Consider the following 23,076-nt stretch of genomic DNA (forward strand, 5'->3'; position numbering starts at 1 on the left):
ATCCTTTCAAAACGAGCCGGATCGAAAAAATGGAAAACCTGTTTGAAGCCATCCCGTATATCAACGCCTATAAACCTGCATTTCTTGTGCTGGGCCTTCTGTCGCTGGTTGTCCTGGTACAAAGCTTTTTGACGGCACCGCTTGCGTTCGCAAAAGAGGAACAGACACCCGGTATGCCGCTCAAATTCGATCATTCCAGACTGAGTTTTCGGGCCGTCAGGACGTACCAGAACTCTGCCGAAAGTTTTCCGGCCTTCGTTGCCGCCTGCCTCGTCGCGATCGTCGCCGGTGCGTCACCGTTTGCCATCAACGCTGCAGCGGGTGTTTATCTTCTCGCCAGGCTTCTTTTCTGGGGCTTTTATTATAGCGGCTTTGGCAGAGTTGCCGGGGGACCGCGCACGATGGCTTTTGTCGTCTGCCTTTTGGCAAACATCGTCATTGCCGTTGCCGCTCTGATGAAACTGCTTTGGGTTTGACGATCGCCGGGACATGCGTCAGCGAATGCCTTTTCGAAAATGCTAGTCCGGAGGTGTCACCCGTCTGAGCGTGAGATTGATCCGCCCGCCATTCTTCAAAAGCGTTGAGGTTCCGGCAAGGACCCGGTCGATACCATGATAGGCAAGACGGGCGCCTCCGCCTAATACGACGACGTCTCCCGATTGAAGCCGGAAGGACCTGGTGGGGTCCTTCCGCGTGAGGCCGCCGACCCGGAATGTGGCGGTTTCCCCCAGCGAGACGGAAATGACGGGGGCTTCGAAGGTCTCTTCGTCCCTGTCCTGATGAAGGCCCATTCTTGCGCCGGCCTCATAATAGTTGATCAGGCAGGCCTCGGGCGGAGGCGCCTCTGGCGCAAGATCGCGCCAAAGTGACAGCAGCGCCGGTGGCATGTCCGGCCATGGTTCCCGGGTGTCCGGATGTTCGGATTGATAGCGGTAGCCGTTAATGTCCGAGACCCAGCCAAGCGGTCCGCAATTGCTCATCTTCACGGAAAACGGTTTGCCGGTCTTCGGCATGACGGGTTGATAAAGCGGCGCGGTTTCAACAACGCCTCGAATGTCTTCAAGGAGCGAGGCTTGTCTCTCGCGGTCGAAATACTCGGGCAGATAGGCAAGGCCGGTCAGGCCGTTGATCGAAGTGTCCTGCATGCCAGCTTAATACTGGAACAGCTTAGTCTCCGCCACCACCACAACCGCTGCATCCCGATCCGCCACCACTGTCTCCGCTGCTATCGTGGCCGCCTACGCCGCCGCTACATCCAGAATCTCCACGGGAACGTCTGCCGCGTTGAGTTGGATTCCCGGTCACAAAGTTGAATACAGCTAACAATAAAACGCCGAGCAAGAAGCACGCGACAATAACCTCCACAGTATGTTGTGTCGCCCAGTGCCAGATCATATTGCGCAATCGTTCGAAAAAATTAGCGCCTTGCGCCGTTCCGTGAGCGAACGCAAGTCCAGTACCTAACGCAAGCGTTGGCAGTGTGAGTATCGAAGCTTTAGCCCACCTTGGTAGTCGTCCAATCGCGCTGATGCTCTCGCCGATCATATTGGGCCATGCAGGTTTCGGAACGACCCAGACATCTCTTGTATTGATCCGCTGAAAATGCGGGGCCTTGCCAAAGCGCACATCCGGTGACGGCCAGATGTCCTCCGGCGGCCGGGTGCTGAATTCGGTTTCGTAAAGATCGAGCGTCTTCTGATAGGCCTCCCGGAAGAGGGTGGCCTGTCCGGCGCCACCCTTGGTCGGCATGTGGTGCAGAGCTCCGCCCAGCGCGTCTTTAAACACGCCCCAGTAGTGCCGCGTATATGTCAGGTGCAGGTGCCAGGCCTGATCAACCTCGTCGCTCGGGGTCACCATGCCGGACTTCATCCGGCAGAGATAAGCAAAGCGCTGATATTCCGTGATCACGCTCAAAGCATAGTCGTGGGTCCAGCCGTTATCCCGTGCAAGACGCCTTGAGAACGGAAAATCGGCTTCCACATCGTCGGGGTGGCATTCGCTTATGCGTTTCCAAAGCTCAGGGTCTTGCACCGGGGGCCTCCTCGGGAGCGGTAACGGATCTTCACCGCGACCTTAGGGCGAAAGGCTGAACCAATTGCAAACCGGGACGGAACTCGCGGATGTAGGTGCGTGATCGCGATCTGAGCCCGGGAAGTAACCATCCGGAGAAATTATCCACCAGCAGGGGCCATTGTCGCGGAACAGATGTCTTGCAGGCAAAGTTTCATCCACCTATATAGCGATCAAGCTTCGCGCCAAATCCCGGGCCTATGCCCTGGTGCGATGTCCGGGACTTCCCGGAACCCAAGTGAGAGGAGCCGGACTGACGCCTTCATGGGTCTATCCGGTTTGCTAGAAAGAGAGGCACATATGGCAAAGGTCATTGGTATCGACCTCGGCACGACGAACTCGTGCGTTGCCGTCATGGACGGCAAAGATTCCAAAGTTATTGAAAACGCCGAAGGCGCACGCACCACCCCTTCAATGGTGGCATTTTCCGACGATGGCGAACGTCTTGTCGGCCAGCCCGCGAAGCGACAGGCGGTCACCAATCCCACGAACACGCTCTTTGCTGTCAAGCGGCTCATCGGACGTCGCTACGACGATCCGACCGTAGACAAGGACAAGAAGCTCGTCCCGTTCGAAATCGTCAAGGCGGACAACGGTGATGCGTGGGTTGAAGCCAACGGCGACAAATACTCCCCGTCTCAGGTGTCAGCTTTCATCCTTCAGAAAATGAAGGAAACCGCCGAGAGCTACCTCGGCGAAACAGTGACCCAGGCGGTCATCACCGTTCCGGCTTACTTCAACGACGCGCAGCGCCAGGCAACCAAGGATGCCGGCAAGATCGCAGGTCTTGAAGTGCTGCGCATCATCAACGAGCCGACTGCGGCCGCGCTCGCTTACGGCCTTGAAAAGAACGACGGCAAAACCATCGCGGTCTATGACCTTGGTGGCGGTACGTTCGACGTATCTATCCTGGAAATCGGCGATGGTGTCTTCGAAGTGAAGTCCACCAACGGCGATACGTTCCTGGGTGGTGAAGACTTTGACATGGTCTTGGTCGATTACCTCGCTGCCGAGTTCAAGAAGGACCAGGGCATCGATCTGAAGAACGACAAGCTGGCCCTGCAGCGTCTGAAGGAAGCTGCCGAAAAAGCGAAGATCGAGCTGTCATCTTCGTCTCAGACCGAAATCAACCTGCCGTTCATCACGGCCGATGCATCCGGTCCGAAGCACCTGACGCTCAAGCTGACGCGTGCGAAATTCGAATCGCTGGTCGAGGATCTGGTCAAGCGGACCAGTAATCCGATGAAAGCGGCGCTGAAAGACGCAGGTCTTGCCGCCGGCGAAATCGACGAAGTCGTTCTGGTCGGCGGCATGACCCGCATGCCGAAGATCCAGGAAACCGTGAAGACCTTCTTCGGCAAGGAGCCGCACAAGGGTGTGAACCCGGACGAAGTCGTGGCCATGGGCGCTGCGATCCAGGCTGGCGTTTTGCAGGGCGACGTCAAGGACGTTCTCCTGCTTGACGTGACGCCTCTGTCCCTCGGCATCGAAACGCTTGGCGGCGTCTTCACCCGTCTGATTGATCGCAACACGACGATCCCGACAAAGAAGAGCCAGGTGTTCTCCACCGCCGAAGACAATCAGACGGCAGTGACCATCAGGGTCTTCCAGGGCGAGCGCGAAATGGCCGCGGATAACAAGGTCCTGGGTCAGTTCGACCTTGTCGGTCTCCCGCCGGCACCGCGCGGCGTACCGCAGATCGAGGTCACCTTCGACATCGACGCCAACGGCATCGTCAACGTGTCCGCGAAGGACAAGGGTACTGGCAAGGAACAGCAGATCCGGATCCAGGCCTCCGGTGGTCTCAGCGATAGCGACATTGATCAGATGATCAAGGACGCTGAGTCCCACGCGGATGAGGACAAGAAGCGCAAGGAGCTTGTGGAAGCAAAGAACCAGGGTGAATCGCTGGTCCACTCCACGGAGAAGTCTCTCAAGGACTATGGCGACAAGGTCTCCGAAGACGACAAGTCTGCGATCGAGGAAGCACTTGCAGCGTTGAAAACCGCGCTGGAAGGCGAAGATCTGGAAGACATCAAGGCGAAGACGCAGGCTCTTGCGGAAGCGTCCATGAAGCTTGGCGAAGCCATGTATCAGGCGGCCCAGGCCGATGCTGAGGCTGAAGGCGGCGAGGAAGCCGCATCTGAAGCTGAAGACGATGTCGTCGATGCGGATTTCGAAGAAGTCAAAGACGAAGACGACAAGAAATCCGCATAACCCACGAAACTGCAGCCAGCCGGTTTTCCGGCTGGCTGTTTAAGTCTGGCGCCGGTTACTTGATTGCCCGTTGAGCGGGGAACCAATGTCCGGCGCTTTCGCCGTCCTTGGCGCCGGAGAAATCCTGGCTGCCGGCGGCGCAACAACAAGACCGAGAGATCTTGATGTCCAAACGTGATTTCTACGAGGTGCTGGGCGTATCACGCGACGCGGACGAAAAAGTGCTGAAGAGTGCTTACCGCAAGATGGCGATGCAGTTTCATCCAGACAGAAACCCGGGTGATTCCGAAGCCGAAGCCAGATTTAAGGAAGTCAACGAAGCGTATGACACGCTGAAGGACGGGCAGAAACGGGCGGCCTATGACCGGTTCGGCCATGCCGCCTTTGAAAACGGCGGATTTGGTGGCGGCGGAGGGGCCGGTGCTCATGATTTCTCGTCAACCATGTCGGATATCTTCGAAGAATTCTTCGGCATGGGCGGCGGGCGGCGGTCCGGCGGGCGCGAGCGCGGCGCCGACCTGCGCTACAATCTCGATATCACGCTGGAAGATGCCTTTACCGGAAAGACGGTTGAGATCGAAGTCCCGACCAGCATCACATGTGACACCTGCGCAGGCTCTGGAGCCAAGCCGGGCACGAGCCCGACGACCTGCCGAACCTGTGGTGGCTCAGGACGCGTACGCGCGGCGCAGGGCTTCTTTACGCTCGAGCGGACATGCCCGACATGTCAGGGGCGTGGCCAGGTCATTGCTGACCCTTGCGAAAGCTGCGGCGGTACCGGTCGCAAGACACAGGATCGTACGCTTTCGGTCAATATCCCGGCGGGGATCGAGGATGGCACGCGCATTCGGCTGGCCGGTGAAGGTGAAGCCGGTGTTCGCGGCGGCCCCGCGGGTGACCTCTATATTTTCCTGACCATCAAGCCGCACGATCTGTTCCAGCGCGACGGCGCTGATCTTTACTGCCGTGTTCCGATATCGATGTCGACGGCAACGCTGGGCGGACAGTTTGACGTCCCGACCGTCCAGGGCAATACCAGCCGCGTGAAAGTGCCTGAGGGAACACAGACCGGTAAACAGTTCCGCTTGCGCGGCAAGGGCATGCCGGTCATGCGTTCCAGTCAGCATGGCGACATGTACATACAGGTCACCGTTGAAACGCCGACCAACCTGACCCGCCGGCAAAGAGAACTGCTGGCAGAGTTCGAAAAGGAATCCTCAGGGGAAAATCACCCTGAATCGGCCGGTTTCTTTTCCAAGGTGAAAGACTTCATCGACAATCTCGGTGCGTGATCGTGCAATTTGTGCGCCTTGATATGGCAATACCTGACGATCCCCCCTATATTCAATCCACTTGGGGGAGAGTGAGGTAACATGCTGAAACGCAACAGTATTCATGTCGAACGTTTTCGAGAGAAAATTGACAAGGCAGCTGCTGTGCGCACCAAGGTCCTGGACGAAATGAAATTCATCCGCTCCTGGGCTCAAAATCCGCTCCGTACCGGCGCCGTCGCCCCATCGGGACCGGACCTTGCGGCAAAAATGGCCTCTTATGTTACGCCCCGCCCTCACTCACGCGTTGTTGAACTCGGTCCTGGTACAGGCGTTGTCACAAAGGCGCTGATTGACCGGGGGTTCGCCCACAAACAACTCAATCTCATTGAATATAGCGCTGACTTCTGTGAACTCCTGAGTCTGAGATACCCGGGATTGTCGGTCTTGCGGGGAGATGCATATGCTCTCCGGCGCACGCTCCACAAACAAGGCGGTTTTCTGAGCGAGGCGCAAGAAGGGGAGCGCCTTCTGGACGGCGTCGTATCATCGCTTCCGCTGTTGACGCGGCCCGAGCCTGCGCGAAAGGCATTGCTGAACGAGGCTTTGGCCTTGTTGAAACCCGGTGCCCCGTTCATCCAGTTTTCCTACGGTCTGGTCATGCCGGTCAAACCTGAGAGCCATGCGGTTTCGGTCTACAGTTCCGATTGGGTCTGGAAAAACCTGCCGCCGGCGCGTGTTTGGGTATATCGCAAGGGCCATTAGACCAAAGCGCTCTGCGCGCAGCGTCGCCAGTCGCACTGTAACTTAGAATTTTGAGCATCATTGGCGAAACATCAGTCCTTGGCGAAGGAAGGTACTGCGCCCTGATTGCACGCATTGCGGCCCGTGGCGTCCACTTTCCGAGACCCCTGTGAGGCAAAATCCCGCACTTTCGCATTCCCGGTGATGCACATCACAGGTGATGACAGATGAATTGAGACATAACCCTGACCGTGCATTTTGATATTGTTAGACACGACCAGGTTTTCTTAAAAATGATCAATTCAAGTATCGGAATAACCGGCTCAGTCGGCCGGTTTGGAAACAATGAATTTTTGGATGTTAAGACGGTTCAGACCCGCCTGAATGCGCTCATGGGAACTTCGCGCAAGGAGCTGGTTCCCGACGGGAAAGTTGGATCAAAGACGATCGGCGCAATCAAGGACTTTCAGGCCAGCGTTGTTCGACTGCGCCGTCCGGATGGACGCGTTGATCCGGCCAACCGGACCATTAACGCGCTTAATGATCCGAACTCGGCATCGGTCTGGCAGAGAATGTGTATTCCGCCGGAAGCCCATCCATCAACCGTTGCCAGCGAGACGACCCGCGATGATCGTCTGACACCGGCAGAAAAACTGCTGGCAAAAGAGGCGGCCGATATCGGTGACAGCGGTGCCTTTGACGAATTCAGGCGCGAACTGATCGACAAAAGCATTCCGGATATGAAGAAATTTCTCGGCACGATTGGACGTGCCGAAGATGCGCGCAAGGTCATTGCCGCCTGGTCTCAGCTGCGCAAGTGGGGCTTTTCCGTCTCCGAGGCGCGGGACGTGATGAAGGCGATTTCCGGAATGAACGGACGGCAGTTCGGCGCCCTTGATGCCATTGGTGCACCGGCGTCCAAATTCGGCCGTTTCCTGGGAACTCTTGGAAGTAAGGCGGGTGCCGCCGGTCACGTGATCACGCTTATTGAAGTAGCCGACAAGTTCGAGCAGGGCGACTATCTGTATGGGACGTCCGAACTCTACAAACACTTCATGGGCAAGGCCATTCCCTGGGCCGGCATGGTCGAGGGCCTGCAAAGCCTTGTCGAGGCGATCGCTCCCGGTTCCGTAAAGAACAGCAAGGTGTTTCAAGTGATCCGTGCCTGCGATCCGATCGGTCTTGGAGCGTCCGGCGTTGACAGCGTGACAACGCTCGCTCTTGGGGCCATCCATCTTATTAAGACCGGCGACCTCGACATGGCGCGATTTAGCAGGCTTGTCGATCGCATGAAGCAGGGCCCGACGCGGATTTTTGCCGAAATGGGTGAAGACCTTGGCGACGCCGCGTACGAAATATCCAAGTGGCGCAAGGATGACTGGTCTTACGCTGTCAAATGTATCCCCGGTTTCATTGCAAGCATCTTCTGAGCTCGTCTGAGCGGGCGCGGCCAGGCCGCGTTCGCTTTGCTCCAATGGCATGCGAGAACTGGATAAACATCGTCTGTTTGCCGTAACAATGAGACCATCGCCTCAATACTTGTCGAAAAGGGTCTTTTGATGCGCACTCCGAAAATTATCGTATGCTCAGGCTCGGTGCGAAGCGGATCTCATAACGGAAAACTCGCCGCTTTGATCGCCAAGCGATTGTCGATACTCGACGCCAACGTAACCCGCCTTTCGCTCCGCGACTATCCTCTTCCGGTTTATGACGGCGATCTGGAGGAAAGCGACGGAGTTCCGGAAAACGCCAAGCGACTTCAGCGGCTCTTTGTTGGCCACGACGGAATTTTCCTCGCCTGCCCGGAATACAATGCAGGCATAACACCTTTGCTCAAAAACACTCTCGACTGGATTAGCCGCGTGAAAGAACCGGGCGAACCTTTCAGACACAGGGTCTTTGCACTGGGCGCGGCGTCTCCCGGTGGCTTCGGCGGGATGCGTGGTCTCATCGGCATGCGGACCATTCTGGAAGTGGGTCTTGGGGCAACGGTCATTCCGCAGATGGTGTCCATTCCCAAGGTTTCGAGTGCGTTCGATGACAAGGACGAGCTCGCCGAAGAGCGCTTGAGCGGCCAGCTCGACAAGCTGGTGGAAGCGTTCCTGCGGGCGGCAAAACTCGAGATGTCGCGCTGAGAATCCGCGACCCTCAAACAGGGCGCTGATCCCGCACGGAAGATCAACGGCTTGGAAAAGACGGAAATGCCGCCTACATAGGGCGGCAGCATTGTTGAAATAACCCAAGAGGAATGAATGAGCGATACGCGCGAACCGGCCCAATGGCACGGGACGACGATCATGATGGTGCGCAAGGACGGCAAAGTTGTCATTGCCGGCGATGGCCAGGTCTCTCTGGGCCAAACCGTGATCAAACATTCGGCCCGCAAAGTGCGGCTGCTTGCCAAAGGCGAGGTCATCGCAGGTTTCGCAGGAGCGACGGCGGATGCGTTTACACTGTTTGAGCGGCTGGAAGCGAAACTGGAGCAGTATCCGGGTCAGCTGATGCGCGCTTGTGTGGAACTGGCCAAGGACTGGCGAACCGATCGTTATCTGCGCCGTCTCGAGGCGATGATGCTTGTTGCGGACAAGAACGTCTCTCTCGTGCTTACCGGCACAGGCGATGTCCTGGAACCTGAAGGCGGTGTGATGGGCATTGGATCAGGCGGGAACTACGCGCTTGCTGCCGGCCGGGCGTTGGCGGACACCGACTTTGACGCGGAAACGATCGCCCGCAAGGCGATGGCAGTTGCTGCTGAAATCTGCGTCTATACGAACGAGAGCGTCACAGTCGAAACGCTGGATACGGTCGAATAGGCGGCCATGATAACGTTTCGCCCCGTTACACACGAGGATGTGCTGATGCTTGCCGATTGGATGGCAAGGCCCCATTGGCGCGAATGGTGGGGCGAACCGGACGAGGAAGTGCAATATGTCGTCGACATGATCGAGGGACGCGACACCACGCTTCCCTTCATCTTTCAAGTCGACGGGTCAGACAAGGGCTACATTCAGGTCTGGTTCGTCAAGGACCAGCTGGGGACCGAGTTCGCCAAGGATTACCCTTGGCTCGACCTCCTTCCCGCAAATGCCGTTGGCGTGGACCTGTCGATTGCCGACGCGAAAGACTTGTCAAAGGGTACCGGAACCAGAGTTTTGCAGACATTTGTCCGCAAGTTGCGGCAGGAAGGCCACGACCGGATCGTCATTGATCCGGACCCGGCTAACACGAGGGCGGTCAGGGCCTATCGCAATGCGGGGTTTCGGGAGATGCCGGACCTCATTGGAAAGACGGATGACAGTCTGCTGATGGAACACATGAATACAGAAGGTGTGTCTTAAGAAATGACCGATTTTTCACCGCGCGAGATCGTCTCCGAACTCGATCGCTATATCGTTGGCCAGAAGGATGCCAAGCGGGCGGTTGCGATTGCCTTGCGCAATCGCTGGCGCCGTCAGCAGCTCCAGGGCCAGATGCGGGAAGAAGTTCTGCCGAAGAATATTCTCATGATTGGACCGACCGGCGTCGGTAAGACGGAGATCTCGCGCCGCCTTGCCAAGCTCGCGAACGCCCCCTTTTCAAAGGTTGAAGCGACGAAATTCACGGAAGTCGGCTATGTTGGCCGCGACGTGGAACAGATTGTCCGCGATCTCGTTGAGGCCGGGATTACCCTGGTCAGGGACAAAAAGCGGGACGAGGTGAAGGCGAAAGCGCATGTTCTGGCGGAAGAGCGTGTCCTGGATGCCCTCGTCGGTGCAAATGCAAGCCCCGCGACCCGCGAGAGCTTCCGCACGAAACTGCGCGACGGCGAGATGGACGACAAGGAAATTGAGGTCGAGGTGCGCGCACAGGCGCAAATGCCGAGTTTCGACCTGCCGGGAATGCCGGGCGCCAGTGTCGGCGTGATGAATGTGTCGGACCTTCTCGGAAAAGCCTTCGGTGGCCAGACCAAGACCAAGCGCACGACCGTAAGCGAAAGCTACGATCTTCTGATCAACGAAGAATCCGACAAGCTGCTCGATGAGGACAAGGTGGTCGAAGAGGCAATCGCGCTGGTGGAGAATTCCGGCATCGTGTTCCTGGATGAAATCGACAAGATCTGCGCACGTGAGGGCCGGACAGGTGGCGACGTTTCCCGCGAAGGGGTGCAACGAGACCTTCTGCCGCTGATCGAGGGAACCGTCGTTTCCACCAAACACGGCCCGGTCAAGACCGACCATATCCTGTTCATTGCTTCCGGCGCGTTTCACGTCGCCAAGCCGTCGGACCTCCTTCCTGAGCTGCAGGGCCGCCTGCCGATCAGGGTTGAACTCCGGGCACTGAACAAGGACGATTTCCGGGCTATCCTGACAGAACCGGAGGCGAGCCTGATCAAGCAGTATGTGGCGCTCATGCAAACCGAAGAGGTCGACTTGACCTTCACCGAAGACGCGATTGAGGAAATTGCCTCTGTGGCGGTTGATCTCAACGCATCTGTTGAAAACATCGGTGCGCGGCGACTTCAGACGGTCATGGAACGCATTCTCGACGAGATTTCGTTCACTGCTCCAGACCGTTCGGGCGAAACCGTTGAGATAACAGCGGATTTTGTGAGGGAAAATATTGGCGATCTCGCCAAGAACGTCGATCTCTCGAAGTTCATCCTGTAAGCTGAGAGCTGTTGCGGGCGGCGATTTCGCCGCTTGCGATGCGCGCGCGGCGATGGCAGCATGCGCTTATGGTAGCTATTCGGAAAAGCAACGAAGAAGGCCACCGCCGGAAGTTTCTGGTCGTGGTCGATGAAACGCCCGAGTGTGATAGGGCAATCGTCTATGCGGCGAAGCGGGCGGCGCGCACAGGTGGCGTTGTTACGCTTGTCTTCGTGATTGCACCGGGAGACTTTCAGCACTGGCTGGGCGTTGAGGACATCATGCGCGCTGAAGCCCTTGAAGGGGCCGAGGCAACGCTCGCCAAGGCGGGCGAGCGCGTACGCTCGGTCGCCAGAACCGAGCCGGAGACCGTTGTCCGTGAAGGCTCCAAGTCCGAAGAAATACTGGAACTGATCGAGGCCGATGCGGACATCGCGATTCTCGTTCTGGCCGCGAGCACCGGTTCAGAAGGACCCGGACCTCTTGTCTCCTCCATTGCGGGAAAGTCTGCCGGCACGTTTCCGATCCCGGTCACGATCGTTCCTGGGAATTTGGATGACGATTCGATCGCTGCATTGGCCTGAACATTGGAAAACAGGTTCAAATGTGCCAGCCACGCTTGATCTTCCTTCGGCGAAGACTATCTAGTTTTTAACTATTCCAAACTGCTTCAAGATGGGTTACAAAAACCCATCGGTGTTTTGCGATGGTAGAGAGGCGCGAAACGCTGGACCACAGGACGCGTTGTCAAACGCAAGGACGAAACACATGTTCATTCAGACCGAAGCAACACCCAATCCGGCCACGCTCAAGTTCCTGCCAGGCCGCGTTGTATTGCCGGAAGGCACTTACGATTTCCGCACGCGCGCAGATGCCGGAGCGTCGCCGCTCGCCGAGAAACTTTTCGATGTACCGGGCGTCGCAGCAGTGTTCTTCGGCCACGACTTTGTCACCGTCACCAAGGACGAGACGGATTGGCAACACATGAAGCCGGCAATTCTCGGTGTCATCATGGAACAGTTCATGTCCGGGCAGCCGGTCATGGCGGCTGGTCAGGTCGAAGACATTGAGGAAGGTGAATTCTTCGACGAAGGCACAGAAGAAACGGTCAGCACCATCAAGGAACTCCTCGAAACCCGTGTCCGTCCCGCTGTTGCACAGGATGGCGGCGACATCACATTCAAGGGATTCAAGGAAGGAATCGTTTATCTGTCCATGCGCGGTGCTTGCGCCGGTTGCCCGTCGTCAACGGCAACTTTACAGCACGGCATTCAGAATCTGCTGCGCCACTTCGTACCGGAAGTTGAGGAAGTTCGGCCGATCTGATCGAATTTTCCGAGTGTTTTCAACGGCCCGGCCATCGCGTCGGGCCGTTTTTATTTCGCTACACCATTCTTTGTGGAACGCAAGCCCTCAATTGGACTTAGGCCCAAAGCTCGGCTCGACTCAGCGCCGTGTCCAAGGTAGTGGCATTGGGTATGCGTGTACTTGCCATAGACACAGCCCTTTCCAATTGCGCTGCCGCCGTCCTCGACGACGGGGAAGATACGGCCTGTTTTGACGCAATCGGCGAGGAAATTGGCCGTGGCCATGCGGAAAGGCTGATGGACATGATCGGCGAAGTCATGGCCGAGACGTCCACAGCATTCTCAGATCTCGACCGGGTTGCAGTGACCGTTGGGCCAGGCAGTTTCACCGGCTTGCGGGTCGGTCTTGCAGTTGCACGCGGCTTCGGACTTGTCCTCAGCAAGCCTGTTGTGGGCATTACGACACTCGCGGCAATCGCCCGCTCGTCTGCGCCCAGGGACGCCGGCGGCCCTTTGCTTGTCGCGCTGACGGGCAAGGGAGAGGAAGTTTATTGTCAGGAGTTCACAGCTTTTGGCGATGCGATCGGGAACGCCTCTGTCCGAACGCTGACGGATCTTGCGGCAACGTCGTCGAAGAGCATAAGGTTGGCCGGGTCGGGTGCGGATTCGGTGGCAGCCTCGCTGGGCCTGCCGCAAGAGCAGATACTGTCCCGGTTGGGGTATCCGGGCATTCGCGAGGTCGCTGAACTCGGCATCCTTGCTGATCCGGTTGTGAGTGCACCTTCGCCGCTCTATCTGCGGCCGCCTGACGCAACGCCGCAAACCAGAGGAAGGATTGAACGGCAATGAGTTTCTGGTGGTTCTGGACCCAGCCGCCGGTCGTGGAAGAGGCGCTGGACGAGGATCTGCCAAAGATTGCCGATATCCACGCAGCCTCGTTCGCAAACAAATGGAACACGGAAGACCTTGCGCGAATGAAAGCGCAGGAGGGAACGTCGATCCTTGTCGCCCGTCGCGCCAGTCCGTACGGAACGCGCGCACCGCTCGGGTTCTTGATCCTGCGAACTGTCGCGGACGAAGCGGAAGTCATCACAGTGGCTGTGCATCCCAGGCAGCGCGGCCGCGGGATCGGCAAGAAGCTTATGGAAGATGGTCTCTTCCGGCTCTACAGTCAGAGATGCAGCCACCTGTTTCTGGAAGTTGACGCTACCAACGAAGCCGCATTGCTTCTTTACCGGGGCCTGGGTTTCAAGGAAGTTGGCCAGCGGAAAGGGTATTACGGCAACAGCGAAGGCGACGGCACGGCGCTTGTCATGCGCATCGATCTTCGCTAAGCGCTGTAAGACGACAACTCCGGTCAATCAGCAGGTGGCGATGAAATGACGGACGAGCGGCAAATAACGCTGGCGGAAATGTGTGTTGCCAAGGGCATGCGCATGACCGAACAGCGCCGCATCATTGCAACTGTCATAGAAGAAGCGTCTGACGATCACCCGGACGTCGAAGAACTGTATCGCCGCTCGGTTGCAATCGACCCCGGTATTTCCATTTCCACTGTTTATCGCACGGTCAAGCTTTTCGAAGACGCCGGGATGATCGAACGACACGACTTCAGGGATGGTCGCTCGCGTTATGAAACGATGCCGGATGAACATCACGATCATCTGATTGACCTGCGCAGTGGCCGCGTGATCGAGTTCCGCAGCGAAGAAATCGAGGCGTTGCAGGAGTTCATCGCCAAGAAGCTTGGTTATAAACTTGTCGATCACCGGTTGGAGCTTTACGGCGTTCCGCTCTCCGCCTCGAAGGGTGAAAAGGGCGATGGCTGAGGTCAAGGCCAGTATCATTATCTTTGTTCTGACGCTCGTCTCGCTGGTTCTTATTCCCCTTCAATGGGTTTCCATCAGGCTGCATCTCCCGGTTCAAAAACATCTCCCGCTGATCTGGCACAGGATCGCGTCGCGTCTTGTTGGCATCAAGGTGAAACAGGTTGGCAAACCGGCCGGCGACCGCCCCCTGCTGATCACCGCCAATCACGCATCCTGGGTCGACATAACCGTTCTCGGCTCTTTGATCCCGCTCTCCTTCATTGCGAAGTCCGAAGTCTCCGGCTGGCCGATCTTCGGTTTGCTTGCAAAACTGCAACGAACGGTTTTTGTGAACAGGACAAGGCGAACGGAGACCGGACAGGTCGCCGACGAGATTGCCGAACGCATGGCGGCGGGCGACCCGATGGTGCTGTTCGCGGAAGGGACATCGAATGACGGCAATTGCGTTTTGCCGTTCCGCTCTGCTCTTCTGGGTGCCGCCACGAGGGCGCTTGGTGAAAACGGAGACACAAAGGTTTGGGTTCAGCCGCTTTCGGTCGCCTATCAGGGCTTCTACGGACTGCCCATGGGCAGGGCGCATCGCCCGCATGTCGCCTGGTATGGAGACATGGAGCTTCCCGGTCACCTGTGGGGCATTTTCACCCGTGGTGCCCTAGACGTCATCGTGACCTGGGGCGAGCCTGTCCTCGTCGACAAAACCACAGACCGAAAAGCGCTTACGCGGCAGCTTGAGAGCGAGGTCAGATCCTTAACTGTTGCCTCATTGCTTCAAAAGCCGGTCGAGCGGCTGGAAATAAGCGAAATCGAGGCGTCTGAGTTCTTCTCAAACGAGGAAAAACCCGTTAAAGCTGGCGCCTGAATTTGAGTGCCGTCAAACAGTGAACCTGTTTGAGTGACCGGGGATAACGTTTTGTCCTGGTCACGTGTTGGACCGACAGACCGCAAGGCACCTTATCACCATGACATGCCGGCCGACCGAACAGGGCCATGAGGAGCGAATGACAAGCCGCCCGGAAGCAGATCACGAAACGACACCATCCACCGTTTCCGCAAGTGACTCCAGTTCAAAGACCACCAGCAACACGCGCAAGGTTTTTGTGCGTACCTATGGCTGTCAGATGAATGTCTATGACAGCGAACGGATGACGGATGTTCTGGCGCCCGAGGGATTCGAGGCAACCCATGATCTGGAAGACGCCGATCTTGTCATACTCAACACCTGCCATATCCGTGAAAAAGCCGCGGAAAAAGTCTATTCCGAACTTGGCCGCATCCGAAAGGTCAAGGAAGAACGGGCCAAATCCGGCAAGGACATGATGGTCGGTGTTGCCGGCTGTGTCGCACAGGCCGAGGGCGAAGAGATTTCAAGACGCGCGCCGATCGTCGACGTCGTTGTGGGCCCGCAAAGCTATCATCAGCTGCCAGACCTCCTGCAAAAGGCACGCGGCGGCAGGAAAGTGGTCGAAACCGAATTCGATATCGACGCGAAATTCGATCACCTCTCCGATCAAGCGCAAAAGCATGTGCTCAAACGCGCACCATCCGCGTTCCTGACGGTCCAGGAGGGATGTGACAAATTCTGCACATTCTGTGTTGTGCCGTATACGCGTGGTGCGGAAGTATCGCGATCTGTGGAGCAGATTGTCACCGAAGCAGAGCGTATGGCAGCTTCCGGCGTTCGCGAGGTGACGTTGCTGGGTCAAAACGTCAATGCATATCACGGCGAGGCACCCGACGGTTCGACTTGGGGCCTGGGCCGTTTGCTGCGCCGCTTGTCGGAGATCGGCGGACTTGACCGGCTGCGCTACACCACAAGCCACCCGCGCGACATGGACGATGATCTGATCGAGGCCCATCGCGACCTCAAGACTCTCATGCCCTATCTGCATCTTCCGGTGCAATCCGGATCGGACAGGATCCTGAAATCCATGAACCGGCGTCACACGCGCGAGGAGTATTTCAGGCTTATCGACCAAATCCGTGCAGCTGCGCCCGACATTGCCCTTTCAGGCGATTTCATCGTCGGGTTTCCGGGGGAGACGGATCAGGACTTTGAAGACACCATGGATCTGATCCGGCGTGTTGAATACGGGTCCGCGTTCTCGTTCAAATACAGCCAGCGGCCTGGAACACCAGGTGCCACGATGGAAGATCAGGTGCCCGAAGACGTGAAGTCGGCCCGCCTTGCGGAGCTGCAGGCGCTGGTGAGCGAGCAGCAGAAAGCCTTCAACGCGTCCCGGTTGGGAATGACCTGCGATGTGCTACTGGAAAAGAAGGGCCGCAATCCCGGCCAGCTCGTTGGAAAGTCACCCTGGCTCCAGCCCGTGCAACTGGACGCACCCGAAGACCTGATCGGCAGCATACAAGCGGTGGAAATCGTTGAGATCGGATCTAATTCGCTGTTCGGGCAACTTTTTGACAGGCAAGATACCACCCAGAAAGCCCGGCCGGTCCCGGCCACGGTGGTCTAAAGGAGACGTCTTTTGACGCGCGACAGTTCTTCTTCACGCAAGCAATCGGATCAATCCTCGCCGTCTGGTTCGGCATCCGACATGACCCATATCGTTCTTGCATTTGAAGATAATCGGCTGATTGGCGATCTTTTCGGCCAGTTCGACCAGAATCTGGCGCTGATCGAGCAGCGGCTCGGGATCGACGCGATTGCCCGTGGCAACCAGGTTACGCTCAAGGGATCCCGGGGCGGGTGTACCCAGGCCCGCACCGCGCTTGAAGCCCTTTATCAACGTCTTTTGCAGGGCCAGGAAGTTCATCCTGGCGATGTGGATGGAGCACTTCGCATGGCCGCCGCGGCCGATGCGCAACTGCCCTTGCCGACGCTTGAACCGAAATCAAGGCTGGCCTTTGCCCAGATTGCGACGCGGCGCAAGACGATCGTTGCGCGCACGCCGACGCAGGACGCCTATATCAGGTCCATGGACCGTGCGGATCTGATTTTCGGAACGGGCCCGGCTGGTACCGGCAAAACCTTTCTCGCGGTGGCCTACGCGGCTGCCTTGCTGGAGCGCGGCGACGTCGCACGCCTCATTCTGTCGCGGCCGGCCGTGGAAGCGGGCGAACGCCTGGGCTTTCTCCCCGGAGAGATGAAAGACAAGGTCGACCCTTATCTGCGTCCGATCTACGACGCGCTTTACGAGATGATGCCGGCCGAAAAGGTCGACAGGGGGTTGCAGTCCGGGATGATAGAGGTCGCACCGCTCGCATTCATGCGTGGCCGGACCTTGTCCAACGCAGTCGTCCTTCTCGATGAAGCGCAGAACACAACCTCAATGCAGATGAAAATGTTTCTCACCCGGCTGGGTGAAGGATCAAAGATGATCGTTACCGGCGACCCCAGTCAGATCGACCTTCCGGCAGGCCAGAAATCCGGTCTGCGCGAAGCGCTGGGCCTGCTGACGGATATCCCGGCTGTGTCGCACATCCGCTTCAATGAAACAGATGTTGTGCGTCATGAACTCGTTGGCAGGATCGTGACTGCCTACGACAATGCAGCGCGCGAGGAATCCGAGGCCCGTGAACGCCGTTACAGCGAACGCCGCCGCGAAGCTGAAAACGATGAAACACCTCCACGGTCGCGCAAGGCCGCGGCGTCGTAAGGTTGCTTTTCCGATATGACCGACGCGTTGCCAGACGGATTTACCGTCGACCTGACGATTGAAGCGGGACGCTGGCCGTCTGAGGATGAATTGAAGGGCGTTGTTCTGCGCGCGCTTGAGGCCTGCTTTACCAACACTGACCTCAAGGTTCAGCAGAACACGGAAGTGTCGCTCCTGTTTACCGATGATGAGGCAATCCGCAAGTTGAACGGCAAGTGGCGTGACAAGGACAAACCGACAAATGTTCTGTCGTTTCCCGGCAGTGACCCTGATGATGACAGCTATGGCCCGTTGCTTGGTGACATCGTTTTTGCGTGTGAGACGATTTCCCGGGAGGCAACGGAATTAGGAGTTGATTTCTCGGACCATCTTTCCCATCTGACGGTTCATGGTTTGCTTCATCTTTTCGACTATGATCATCAGGAGCGAGAGGAAGCCGAGCTGATGGAAAGTCTTGAAAAGGCGATCCTGGCGTCAATTGACATCGATGACCCTTACGCCGACAGCGCCCTTGTGGCCGATGGTGGTTAAGTGGCATCATGAGGCACAATGTTCTTGTATTGATAGATGATGAGCGCAGTTGAAACGCAAAGTCCGGCGGGAGAGCGGAAGCCCGCAAGTTCCGGACAGTCTCCTGAAAGAGAAGACCCGCAACAGATAAAGCCGCAGCGGACTGCGGCCTTTCTCGACAATCTCAAACGCATCCTGCGCTTGGGGCGCCAGTCTTCGAGCCTGCGTGAAAACCTGGAGGACGAGCTTGCCCGTGAGGTGAGCGATGATGCCGCGTTTTCACCGGAAGAGCGTTTGCTGCTCGGAAACATTCTTCGACTGCGTGAATTGCGTGTCGATGACGTCATGATCCCGCGCGCGGACATCGATGCGGTCGATCTGGACACAAGCCTTAGCCGGCTTATGGAGCTTTTCCAGAAGAGCGGTCATTCGCGCATGCCGGTCTATGAAGACACATTGGATGATCCGCGCGGCATGGTCCACATCAAGGATCTGATGGCATTTATCGCAGAGCAGGGCGCTTGCAGCCGTGTTGCAACTGCTGTGGAAAATGGAGTTGACGAAGGGGAAGGAAACGACCATCCGGACAATGGATCGGTTCGTAAGGGTCACAATCTGCCGGATCTGGATCTGTCCTGTGTCGACCTGTCCGTCACGTTGAAGGACACGGACCTTTTGCGCAACCTGTTGTTTGTTCCCCCTTCCATGCCGGCAACCGATCTCATGGCTAAAATGCAGGCCGGCCGCATACAGATGGCGCTTGTGATCGACGAATATGGCGGAACCGACGGGCTTGTCTCTCTGGAAGATCTGGTCGAAGAAGTCGTCGGCGACATTGAAGACGAGCATGATGAAGATGAAGAGGCAATGCTTGCGTCTGCCGGCGATGGTGTCTGGATCGCCGATCCACGGCTGCCGCTGGAGGATCTCGATGGAGTTCTTGGAACACGGCTGACGGAGGGCGAGATTTCCGAGGATGTCGATACGCTGGGCGGTCTTCTCTACGTTTCCATCGGGCGTGTACCGGTTCGCGGTGAACTTTTGTTTGTTCCAGAAGAAGTCCCGGGCTTTGAATTTGAAGTCATGGATGCAGATCCCCGGCGTATCAAACGCTTGAAAATCCGCAGAAGGCGCACGGAACCCCGCGCTCAGGACCTCAGGCGGCGACAGAAGAAACCCGGTGCGAATATTCAGGACAGCGTCTCTGAGCAACGCGCGGAATTGAGCGGCGAGGAGGGGACAGCGCCGCCGGACAACGATATACGCAGTGAATTGGGCGACCGGTCCGGATAATTGCCCTTGACCGGCCAGCAATGAGCCGACAAACCTCCAAGCCTAGCTTGGGGGGCAGTTTACATGCATTGGCTTTCACAAAGACTTTCGGTCCTGCCAAACACCTTCCTGCTGGCATGGGGATGGCAGCGACGGTTCCTCTGTGTGCTTTGCGGTGCATTGACGGCACTGGCGATGCCGCCCTACGCGTTCCTGCCCATCTTTCTGATCACATTCCCTGCACTCGTCTGGATTCTGGACGGTGCGCTTGAGCCGGCTGCCGGCAAGACCTGGGCAAACGCACGCGCAGGGTTTTTTCTCGGCTGGCTTTTCGGTTTCGGGTACTTTCTCTCAGGTCTTTGGTGGATCGGATCGGCTTTTCTTGTTGAGGCTGAGCGGTTCGCCTGGTTGATGCCGTTCGCGGTCCTTGCCATGCCGGTCGGGCTCGCCTTGTTCACAGGAGCAGGTGTTGCATTGGCCGCGTCTTTCTGGACTGACCGGTTTCGCAGGGTTCTCATGCTCGCGGCCGGTCTGACACTTGCCGACTGGTTGCGCGGCCACGTCCTGACCGGCTTTCCCTGGAACACCTTCGGATATGGTGTTTCCGACTATCTGCCTCTGGCACAGCCTGCAAGTCTGATCGGAGTTTATGGTCTGACGTTTCTTGTCGTTGCCATCGGTGCAGCGCCGGCTGTTCTCGCCGACGTCAAACCCCTGGGGGCGCGGCTTAGAGCATTGGCAGTTGCAGTGGCGGCGTTGATAGGCATTGCCGTTTTCGGATCGGTGCGGATATGGACTGCCGAGACCGGTGTCGCTGATCTGGATGTCCGCATTATTCAGCCGGCTATCGATCAGAAGGACAAATGGCGTCCGGAACTCAAGGATCAGATTTTCCAGACATATCTGGACATGACTGAGGCCCCGCTCGGCGGCGAAGCCCGCGTCGGCGCGCCAAGACTGGTGGTGTGGCCCGAATCGGCACTACCGTTCCTGCTGACCCAGGAACCGGGCGCCTTGTTCCGGATTGGGAACGCGCTGGGTGTGAACACGGAGCTTGTCACCGGAGCGGTTCGCGCCGAAAACACGCCCTCTGGTCCAGCGTATTTCAACAGCGTCTTCGTTGTTGCGGGCAATGGCACGATCAAAGGATTTTACGACAAGGTGCGGCTGGTGCCTTTCGGCGAGTACGTACCGCTAAGGAACTTGCTCGACAGGCTGGGCATATCAAATCTTGCCGGGCCACTGGAAGGTTTTGAGGCCGGGTATCAGCAGCGCATTCTCACAACCTCCGAGCACTACCCTTTTCTACCCCTGATTTGCTACGAGGCCATTTTCCCGGCAGCTATCGCCTCTGCCGCAGGAGATGCTTCCTTCCTGCTCAACGTGACCAATGACGCCTGGTTCGGTCGCACGCCCGGTCCATATCAGCACTTTGCGCAGGCGCGCATGCGCGCGATCGAGACCGGTCTTCCGCTCGTCCGGGCAGCCAATACCGGTATATCGGCTGTCGTCGATGGACGCGGAGCTGTCGTTGAGGAATTGGTAATTTTTGAGCGCGGCGTGCTCGATGCCAAGCTTCCGCAGAGGTTAAGCAGGACTCTCTACGGGATTTTTGGCGATCTTCCCGTGTTGTTTATTTCAATAGCTCTTGTTGTATTTGCGGGTCTATCGAAATACAACCGCTACTCGCGTAAAAATTGATATTTTTTGTTTGAGTTGAGTGATTAAAGTGTGATACAACCGTGAAATAGCCGATTGAAGGTTGATTCATGTACAAGTAAGGGGTTGCGGGCTTGCTTCAATCTCCAGGGTCTTGTGGGAGGACTCAGGGGAGCTTGTACAATCGAAAACGAGCGGACATTCGCCGCGAGAAAAAGAAAGAGCGACGTACATGCCCAGTAAGAAGTCTCCAAACCCGATAGACATACATGTCGGCAGCCGCGTCCGCCTGAGGCGGATGATGCTCGGCATGAGCCAGGAAAAACTGGGTGAAAGCCTTGGCATCACCTTCCAGCAGATTCAAAAATACGAAAAGGGCACCAACCGTATCGGTGCCAGCCGCCTGCAGCACATTGCGACCATTCTGAAAGTCCCGGTGTCATTCTTTTTCGAAGACGCGCCCGGCACGCCTGAGGAAGCGGAAGGGTTCGGAGAAACTCAGCCGACCTCTTATGTCGTCGATTTCCTGTCGTCCTCTGAAGGCCTGTCCTTGAACAAGGCCTTTGTGCGGATCGAGGATCCGAAGGTGCGACGCCGCATTGTCGATCTTGTGCGCTCCCTGGCCGGTGACGACTGATAATTTTTTATATTGCGCTTGACGCGGCGAAAAACATCTAAGATTGATGCACCTGAAGCGGCAATGTCATTTGCCGCTTCAGTTATATTCATTCCCAGAAGGACGATCGCCAATGGCACGTCAGAATTATCTCTTCACGTCCGAGTCCGTTTCTGAAGGACATCCGGACAAAGTCTGCGACCGCATTTCCGATGCTGTTGTCGACGCTTATCTCAAAGAAATGCCCGAGGCGCGCGTTGCCTGTGAAACCCTGGCAACGACAAATCGGATCGTCATTGCGGGCGAAACGCGCGGCCCGGCGAGCATCACCAACGAATATATCGCCCATCTTGCGCGCATGGCCGTCAAGGATATCGGCTACGAGCAGGATGGCTTCCATTGGGAAAATTGCGACGTTGCGGTTCATCTGCACGCGCAGTCCGCGCACATTGCGCAGGGCGTGGATGCCGGCGGCAACAAGGATGAAGGCGCAGGCGATCAGGGCATCATGTTTGGTTACGCTTGCCGCGAAACCGAAGAACTGATGCCGGCGCCGATCCTGTACTCGCACAAGATTCTCCAGCTTTTGGCTGAAGCGCGCAAATCCGGCAAGGAGCCGGTTCTGGGTCCGGATGCGAAAAGCCAGGTAACGGTCCGTTACGAAAACGGCAAACCTGTCGCCGCGACCTCCATCGTTCTGTCAACGCAGCATCTTGACCCCGCACTGACATCGGAAGATGTGCGCAGGATTGTCGAACCCTATATCCGCACAGCGCTCCCTGAGGGCTGGATCAGCGGTGAAACCGCCTGGCACGTGAACCCTACGGGTGCATTTGTGATCGGCGGTCCTGACGGCGATGCCGGACTTACGGGTCGCAAGATCATCGTCGACACATATGGTGGTGCGGCACCGCACGGCGGCGGCGCCTTTTCCGGTAAGGACCCGACAAAGGTCGACCGCTCGGCTGCCTACGCAGCCAGGTATCTTGCCAAGAACGTTGTGGCGGCGGACCTGGCGGATCGGTGCACGATCCAGCTGTCCTACGCGATCGGTGTCTCAGATCCCCTGTCGGTCTACGTCGATCTGCACCAGACCGGACGCTGCGACGAATCCAAGTTGGAAGCAACGCTTCGCGAGGTCATGGGTCTTAGCCCGCGCGGCATTCGCGAACACCTGAAGCTCAACAACCCCATCTATGAGCGCACCGCTGCATATGGTCACTTCGGTCGCCAGCCGGATGCCGACGGTGGCTTCAGCTGGGAAAAAGCCGATCTCGTCGACGAATTGCGTCCGCTTGCCGGATAAGTCCGTTCACGGCGAATAGAGATCATAAGCATGCTG

The 23,076-nt window shown here is 57.4% G+C and carries 24 protein-coding genes; 22 read left to right on the forward strand and 2 right to left on the reverse strand.

Translation table 11 applies throughout. From position 1 onward, the window contains the following. Nucleotides 1-29 precede the first annotated feature (29 nt). Entirely contained in the window at nucleotides 30-476 is a 447-nt protein-coding gene (locus ABVF61_RS12535; RefSeq protein WP_353993893.1) for an MAPEG family protein, read from the forward strand. A 42-nt stretch (nucleotides 477-518) separates the two neighbouring features. Here the strand turns inward: ABVF61_RS12535 and ABVF61_RS12540 are convergent, their stop codons facing one another. After that, nucleotides 519-1,145, reverse strand: a complete 627-nt coding sequence (locus tag ABVF61_RS12540) for an alpha-ketoglutarate-dependent dioxygenase AlkB family protein (RefSeq protein WP_353993894.1) — start codon at nucleotides 1,143-1,145, stop codon at nucleotides 519-521. 22 nt (nucleotides 1,146-1,167) lie between these two features. Further along, complete coding sequence (locus tag ABVF61_RS12545; protein WP_353993895.1) at nucleotides 1,168-2,031, reverse strand: glycine-rich domain-containing protein; 864 nt, start codon at nucleotides 2,029-2,031, stop codon at nucleotides 1,168-1,170. 339 nt (nucleotides 2,032-2,370) lie between these two features. Here ABVF61_RS12545 and dnaK point away from each other — a divergent pair, with 339 nt between their 5' ends. The 21 genes from dnaK (at nucleotide 2,371) to metK (ending at nucleotide 23,040) form a co-directional block, all read left to right on the forward strand. Beyond that, the gene (gene dnaK / locus ABVF61_RS12550) at nucleotides 2,371-4,287 is read left to right on the forward strand and encodes a molecular chaperone DnaK (protein ID WP_353993896.1); all 1,917 of its coding nucleotides are present in this window, start codon (nucleotides 2,371-2,373) and stop codon (nucleotides 4,285-4,287) included. A gap of 164 nt (nucleotides 4,288-4,451) precedes the next feature. Beyond that, the gene (gene dnaJ / locus ABVF61_RS12555) at nucleotides 4,452-5,579 is read left to right on the forward strand and encodes a molecular chaperone DnaJ (protein WP_353993897.1); all 1,128 of its coding nucleotides are present in this window, start codon (nucleotides 4,452-4,454) and stop codon (nucleotides 5,577-5,579) included. A gap of 81 nt (nucleotides 5,580-5,660) precedes the next feature. Next, nucleotides 5,661-6,323 (forward strand): class I SAM-dependent methyltransferase, encoded by a 663-nt coding sequence (locus ABVF61_RS12560; RefSeq protein ID WP_353993898.1) that lies wholly within the window; start codon nucleotides 5,661-5,663, stop codon nucleotides 6,321-6,323. Nucleotides 6,324-6,655: 332 nt separating this feature from the next. After that, nucleotides 6,656-7,732 (forward strand): peptidoglycan-binding domain-containing protein, encoded by a 1,077-nt coding sequence (locus tag ABVF61_RS12565; protein ID WP_353993899.1) that lies wholly within the window; start codon nucleotides 6,656-6,658, stop codon nucleotides 7,730-7,732. A gap of 129 nt (nucleotides 7,733-7,861) precedes the next feature. Next, entirely contained in the window at nucleotides 7,862-8,437 is a 576-nt protein-coding gene (locus ABVF61_RS12570; RefSeq protein ID WP_353993900.1) for an NADPH-dependent FMN reductase, read from the forward strand. Between the two features lie 117 nt (nucleotides 8,438-8,554). Next, on the forward strand, nucleotides 8,555-9,115 hold the full coding sequence (gene hslV, locus ABVF61_RS12575; protein WP_353993901.1) for an ATP-dependent protease subunit HslV: 561 nt from the start codon (nucleotides 8,555-8,557) through the stop codon (nucleotides 9,113-9,115). 6 nt (nucleotides 9,116-9,121) lie between these two features. Beyond that, nucleotides 9,122-9,640: a GNAT family N-acetyltransferase gene (locus ABVF61_RS12580; RefSeq protein WP_353993902.1), complete on the forward strand. Its 519-nt coding sequence runs from the start codon at nucleotides 9,122-9,124 to the stop codon at nucleotides 9,638-9,640. 3 nt (nucleotides 9,641-9,643) lie between these two features. Then, the gene (gene hslU, locus ABVF61_RS12585; RefSeq protein WP_353993903.1) at nucleotides 9,644-10,948 is read left to right on the forward strand and encodes an ATP-dependent protease ATPase subunit HslU; all 1,305 of its coding nucleotides are present in this window, start codon (nucleotides 9,644-9,646) and stop codon (nucleotides 10,946-10,948) included. 68 nt (nucleotides 10,949-11,016) lie between these two features. Further along, complete coding sequence (locus tag ABVF61_RS12590) at nucleotides 11,017-11,511, forward strand: universal stress protein (RefSeq protein WP_353993904.1); 495 nt, start codon at nucleotides 11,017-11,019, stop codon at nucleotides 11,509-11,511. Between the two features lie 184 nt (nucleotides 11,512-11,695). Further along, nucleotides 11,696-12,253 (forward strand): NifU family protein, encoded by a 558-nt coding sequence (locus tag ABVF61_RS12595; protein ID WP_353993905.1) that lies wholly within the window; start codon nucleotides 11,696-11,698, stop codon nucleotides 12,251-12,253. Nucleotides 12,254-12,405: 152 nt separating this feature from the next. Beyond that, the gene (gene tsaB, locus ABVF61_RS12600; RefSeq protein WP_353993906.1) at nucleotides 12,406-13,083 is read left to right on the forward strand and encodes a tRNA (adenosine(37)-N6)-threonylcarbamoyltransferase complex dimerization subunit type 1 TsaB; all 678 of its coding nucleotides are present in this window, start codon (nucleotides 12,406-12,408) and stop codon (nucleotides 13,081-13,083) included. Next, nucleotides 13,080-13,568: a ribosomal protein S18-alanine N-acetyltransferase gene (gene rimI / locus ABVF61_RS12605; protein ID WP_353993907.1), complete on the forward strand. Its 489-nt coding sequence runs from the start codon at nucleotides 13,080-13,082 to the stop codon at nucleotides 13,566-13,568. Before tsaB ends, rimI begins: the two co-directional genes overlap by 4 nt. Before the next feature lie 45 nt (nucleotides 13,569-13,613). Beyond that, nucleotides 13,614-14,063 carry a Fur family transcriptional regulator gene (locus tag ABVF61_RS12610; protein WP_353993908.1) on the forward strand — a complete coding sequence of 150 codons (450 nt, stop codon included), beginning with the start codon at nucleotides 13,614-13,616 and terminating at the stop codon, nucleotides 14,061-14,063. After that, nucleotides 14,056-14,922 carry a lyso-ornithine lipid O-acyltransferase gene (olsA, locus tag ABVF61_RS12615; RefSeq protein ID WP_353993909.1) on the forward strand — a complete coding sequence of 289 codons (867 nt, stop codon included), beginning with the start codon at nucleotides 14,056-14,058 and terminating at the stop codon, nucleotides 14,920-14,922. Before ABVF61_RS12610 ends, olsA begins: the two co-directional genes overlap by 8 nt. Nucleotides 14,923-15,061: 139 nt before the next feature. Beyond that, nucleotides 15,062-16,534 carry a tRNA (N6-isopentenyl adenosine(37)-C2)-methylthiotransferase MiaB gene (gene miaB / locus ABVF61_RS12620; RefSeq protein WP_353993910.1) on the forward strand — a complete coding sequence of 491 codons (1,473 nt, stop codon included), beginning with the start codon at nucleotides 15,062-15,064 and terminating at the stop codon, nucleotides 16,532-16,534. Nucleotides 16,535-16,615: 81 nt separating this feature from the next. Further along, nucleotides 16,616-17,677: a PhoH family protein gene (locus tag ABVF61_RS12625; protein ID WP_353996413.1), complete on the forward strand. Its 1,062-nt coding sequence runs from the start codon at nucleotides 16,616-16,618 to the stop codon at nucleotides 17,675-17,677. 15 nt (nucleotides 17,678-17,692) lie between these two features. Next, nucleotides 17,693-18,208, forward strand: coding sequence for an rRNA maturation RNase YbeY (gene ybeY, locus ABVF61_RS12630; protein ID WP_353993911.1), 516 nt, complete (start codon nucleotides 17,693-17,695; stop codon nucleotides 18,206-18,208). A gap of 36 nt (nucleotides 18,209-18,244) precedes the next feature. Beyond that, nucleotides 18,245-19,480 (forward strand): CBS domain-containing protein, encoded by a 1,236-nt coding sequence (locus tag ABVF61_RS12635; protein ID WP_502949957.1) that lies wholly within the window; start codon nucleotides 18,245-18,247, stop codon nucleotides 19,478-19,480. Nucleotides 19,481-19,543: 63 nt separating this feature from the next. Beyond that, nucleotides 19,544-21,160 carry an apolipoprotein N-acyltransferase gene (lnt, locus tag ABVF61_RS12640; RefSeq protein ID WP_353993913.1) on the forward strand — a complete coding sequence of 539 codons (1,617 nt, stop codon included), beginning with the start codon at nucleotides 19,544-19,546 and terminating at the stop codon, nucleotides 21,158-21,160. Nucleotides 21,161-21,350: 190 nt separating this feature from the next. Beyond that, nucleotides 21,351-21,755, forward strand: coding sequence for a helix-turn-helix domain-containing protein (locus tag ABVF61_RS12645; protein WP_155192299.1), 405 nt, complete (start codon nucleotides 21,351-21,353; stop codon nucleotides 21,753-21,755). Nucleotides 21,756-21,867: 112 nt separating this feature from the next. Then, nucleotides 21,868-23,040, forward strand: coding sequence for a methionine adenosyltransferase (gene metK / locus ABVF61_RS12650; protein WP_353993914.1), 1,173 nt, complete (start codon nucleotides 21,868-21,870; stop codon nucleotides 23,038-23,040). Nucleotides 23,041-23,076: the final 36 nt, after the last annotated feature.

The sequence above is a fragment of the Roseibium sp. HPY-6 genome (assembly GCF_040530035.1).
Classification (GTDB): Bacteria; Pseudomonadota; Alphaproteobacteria; order Rhizobiales; family Stappiaceae; genus Roseibium.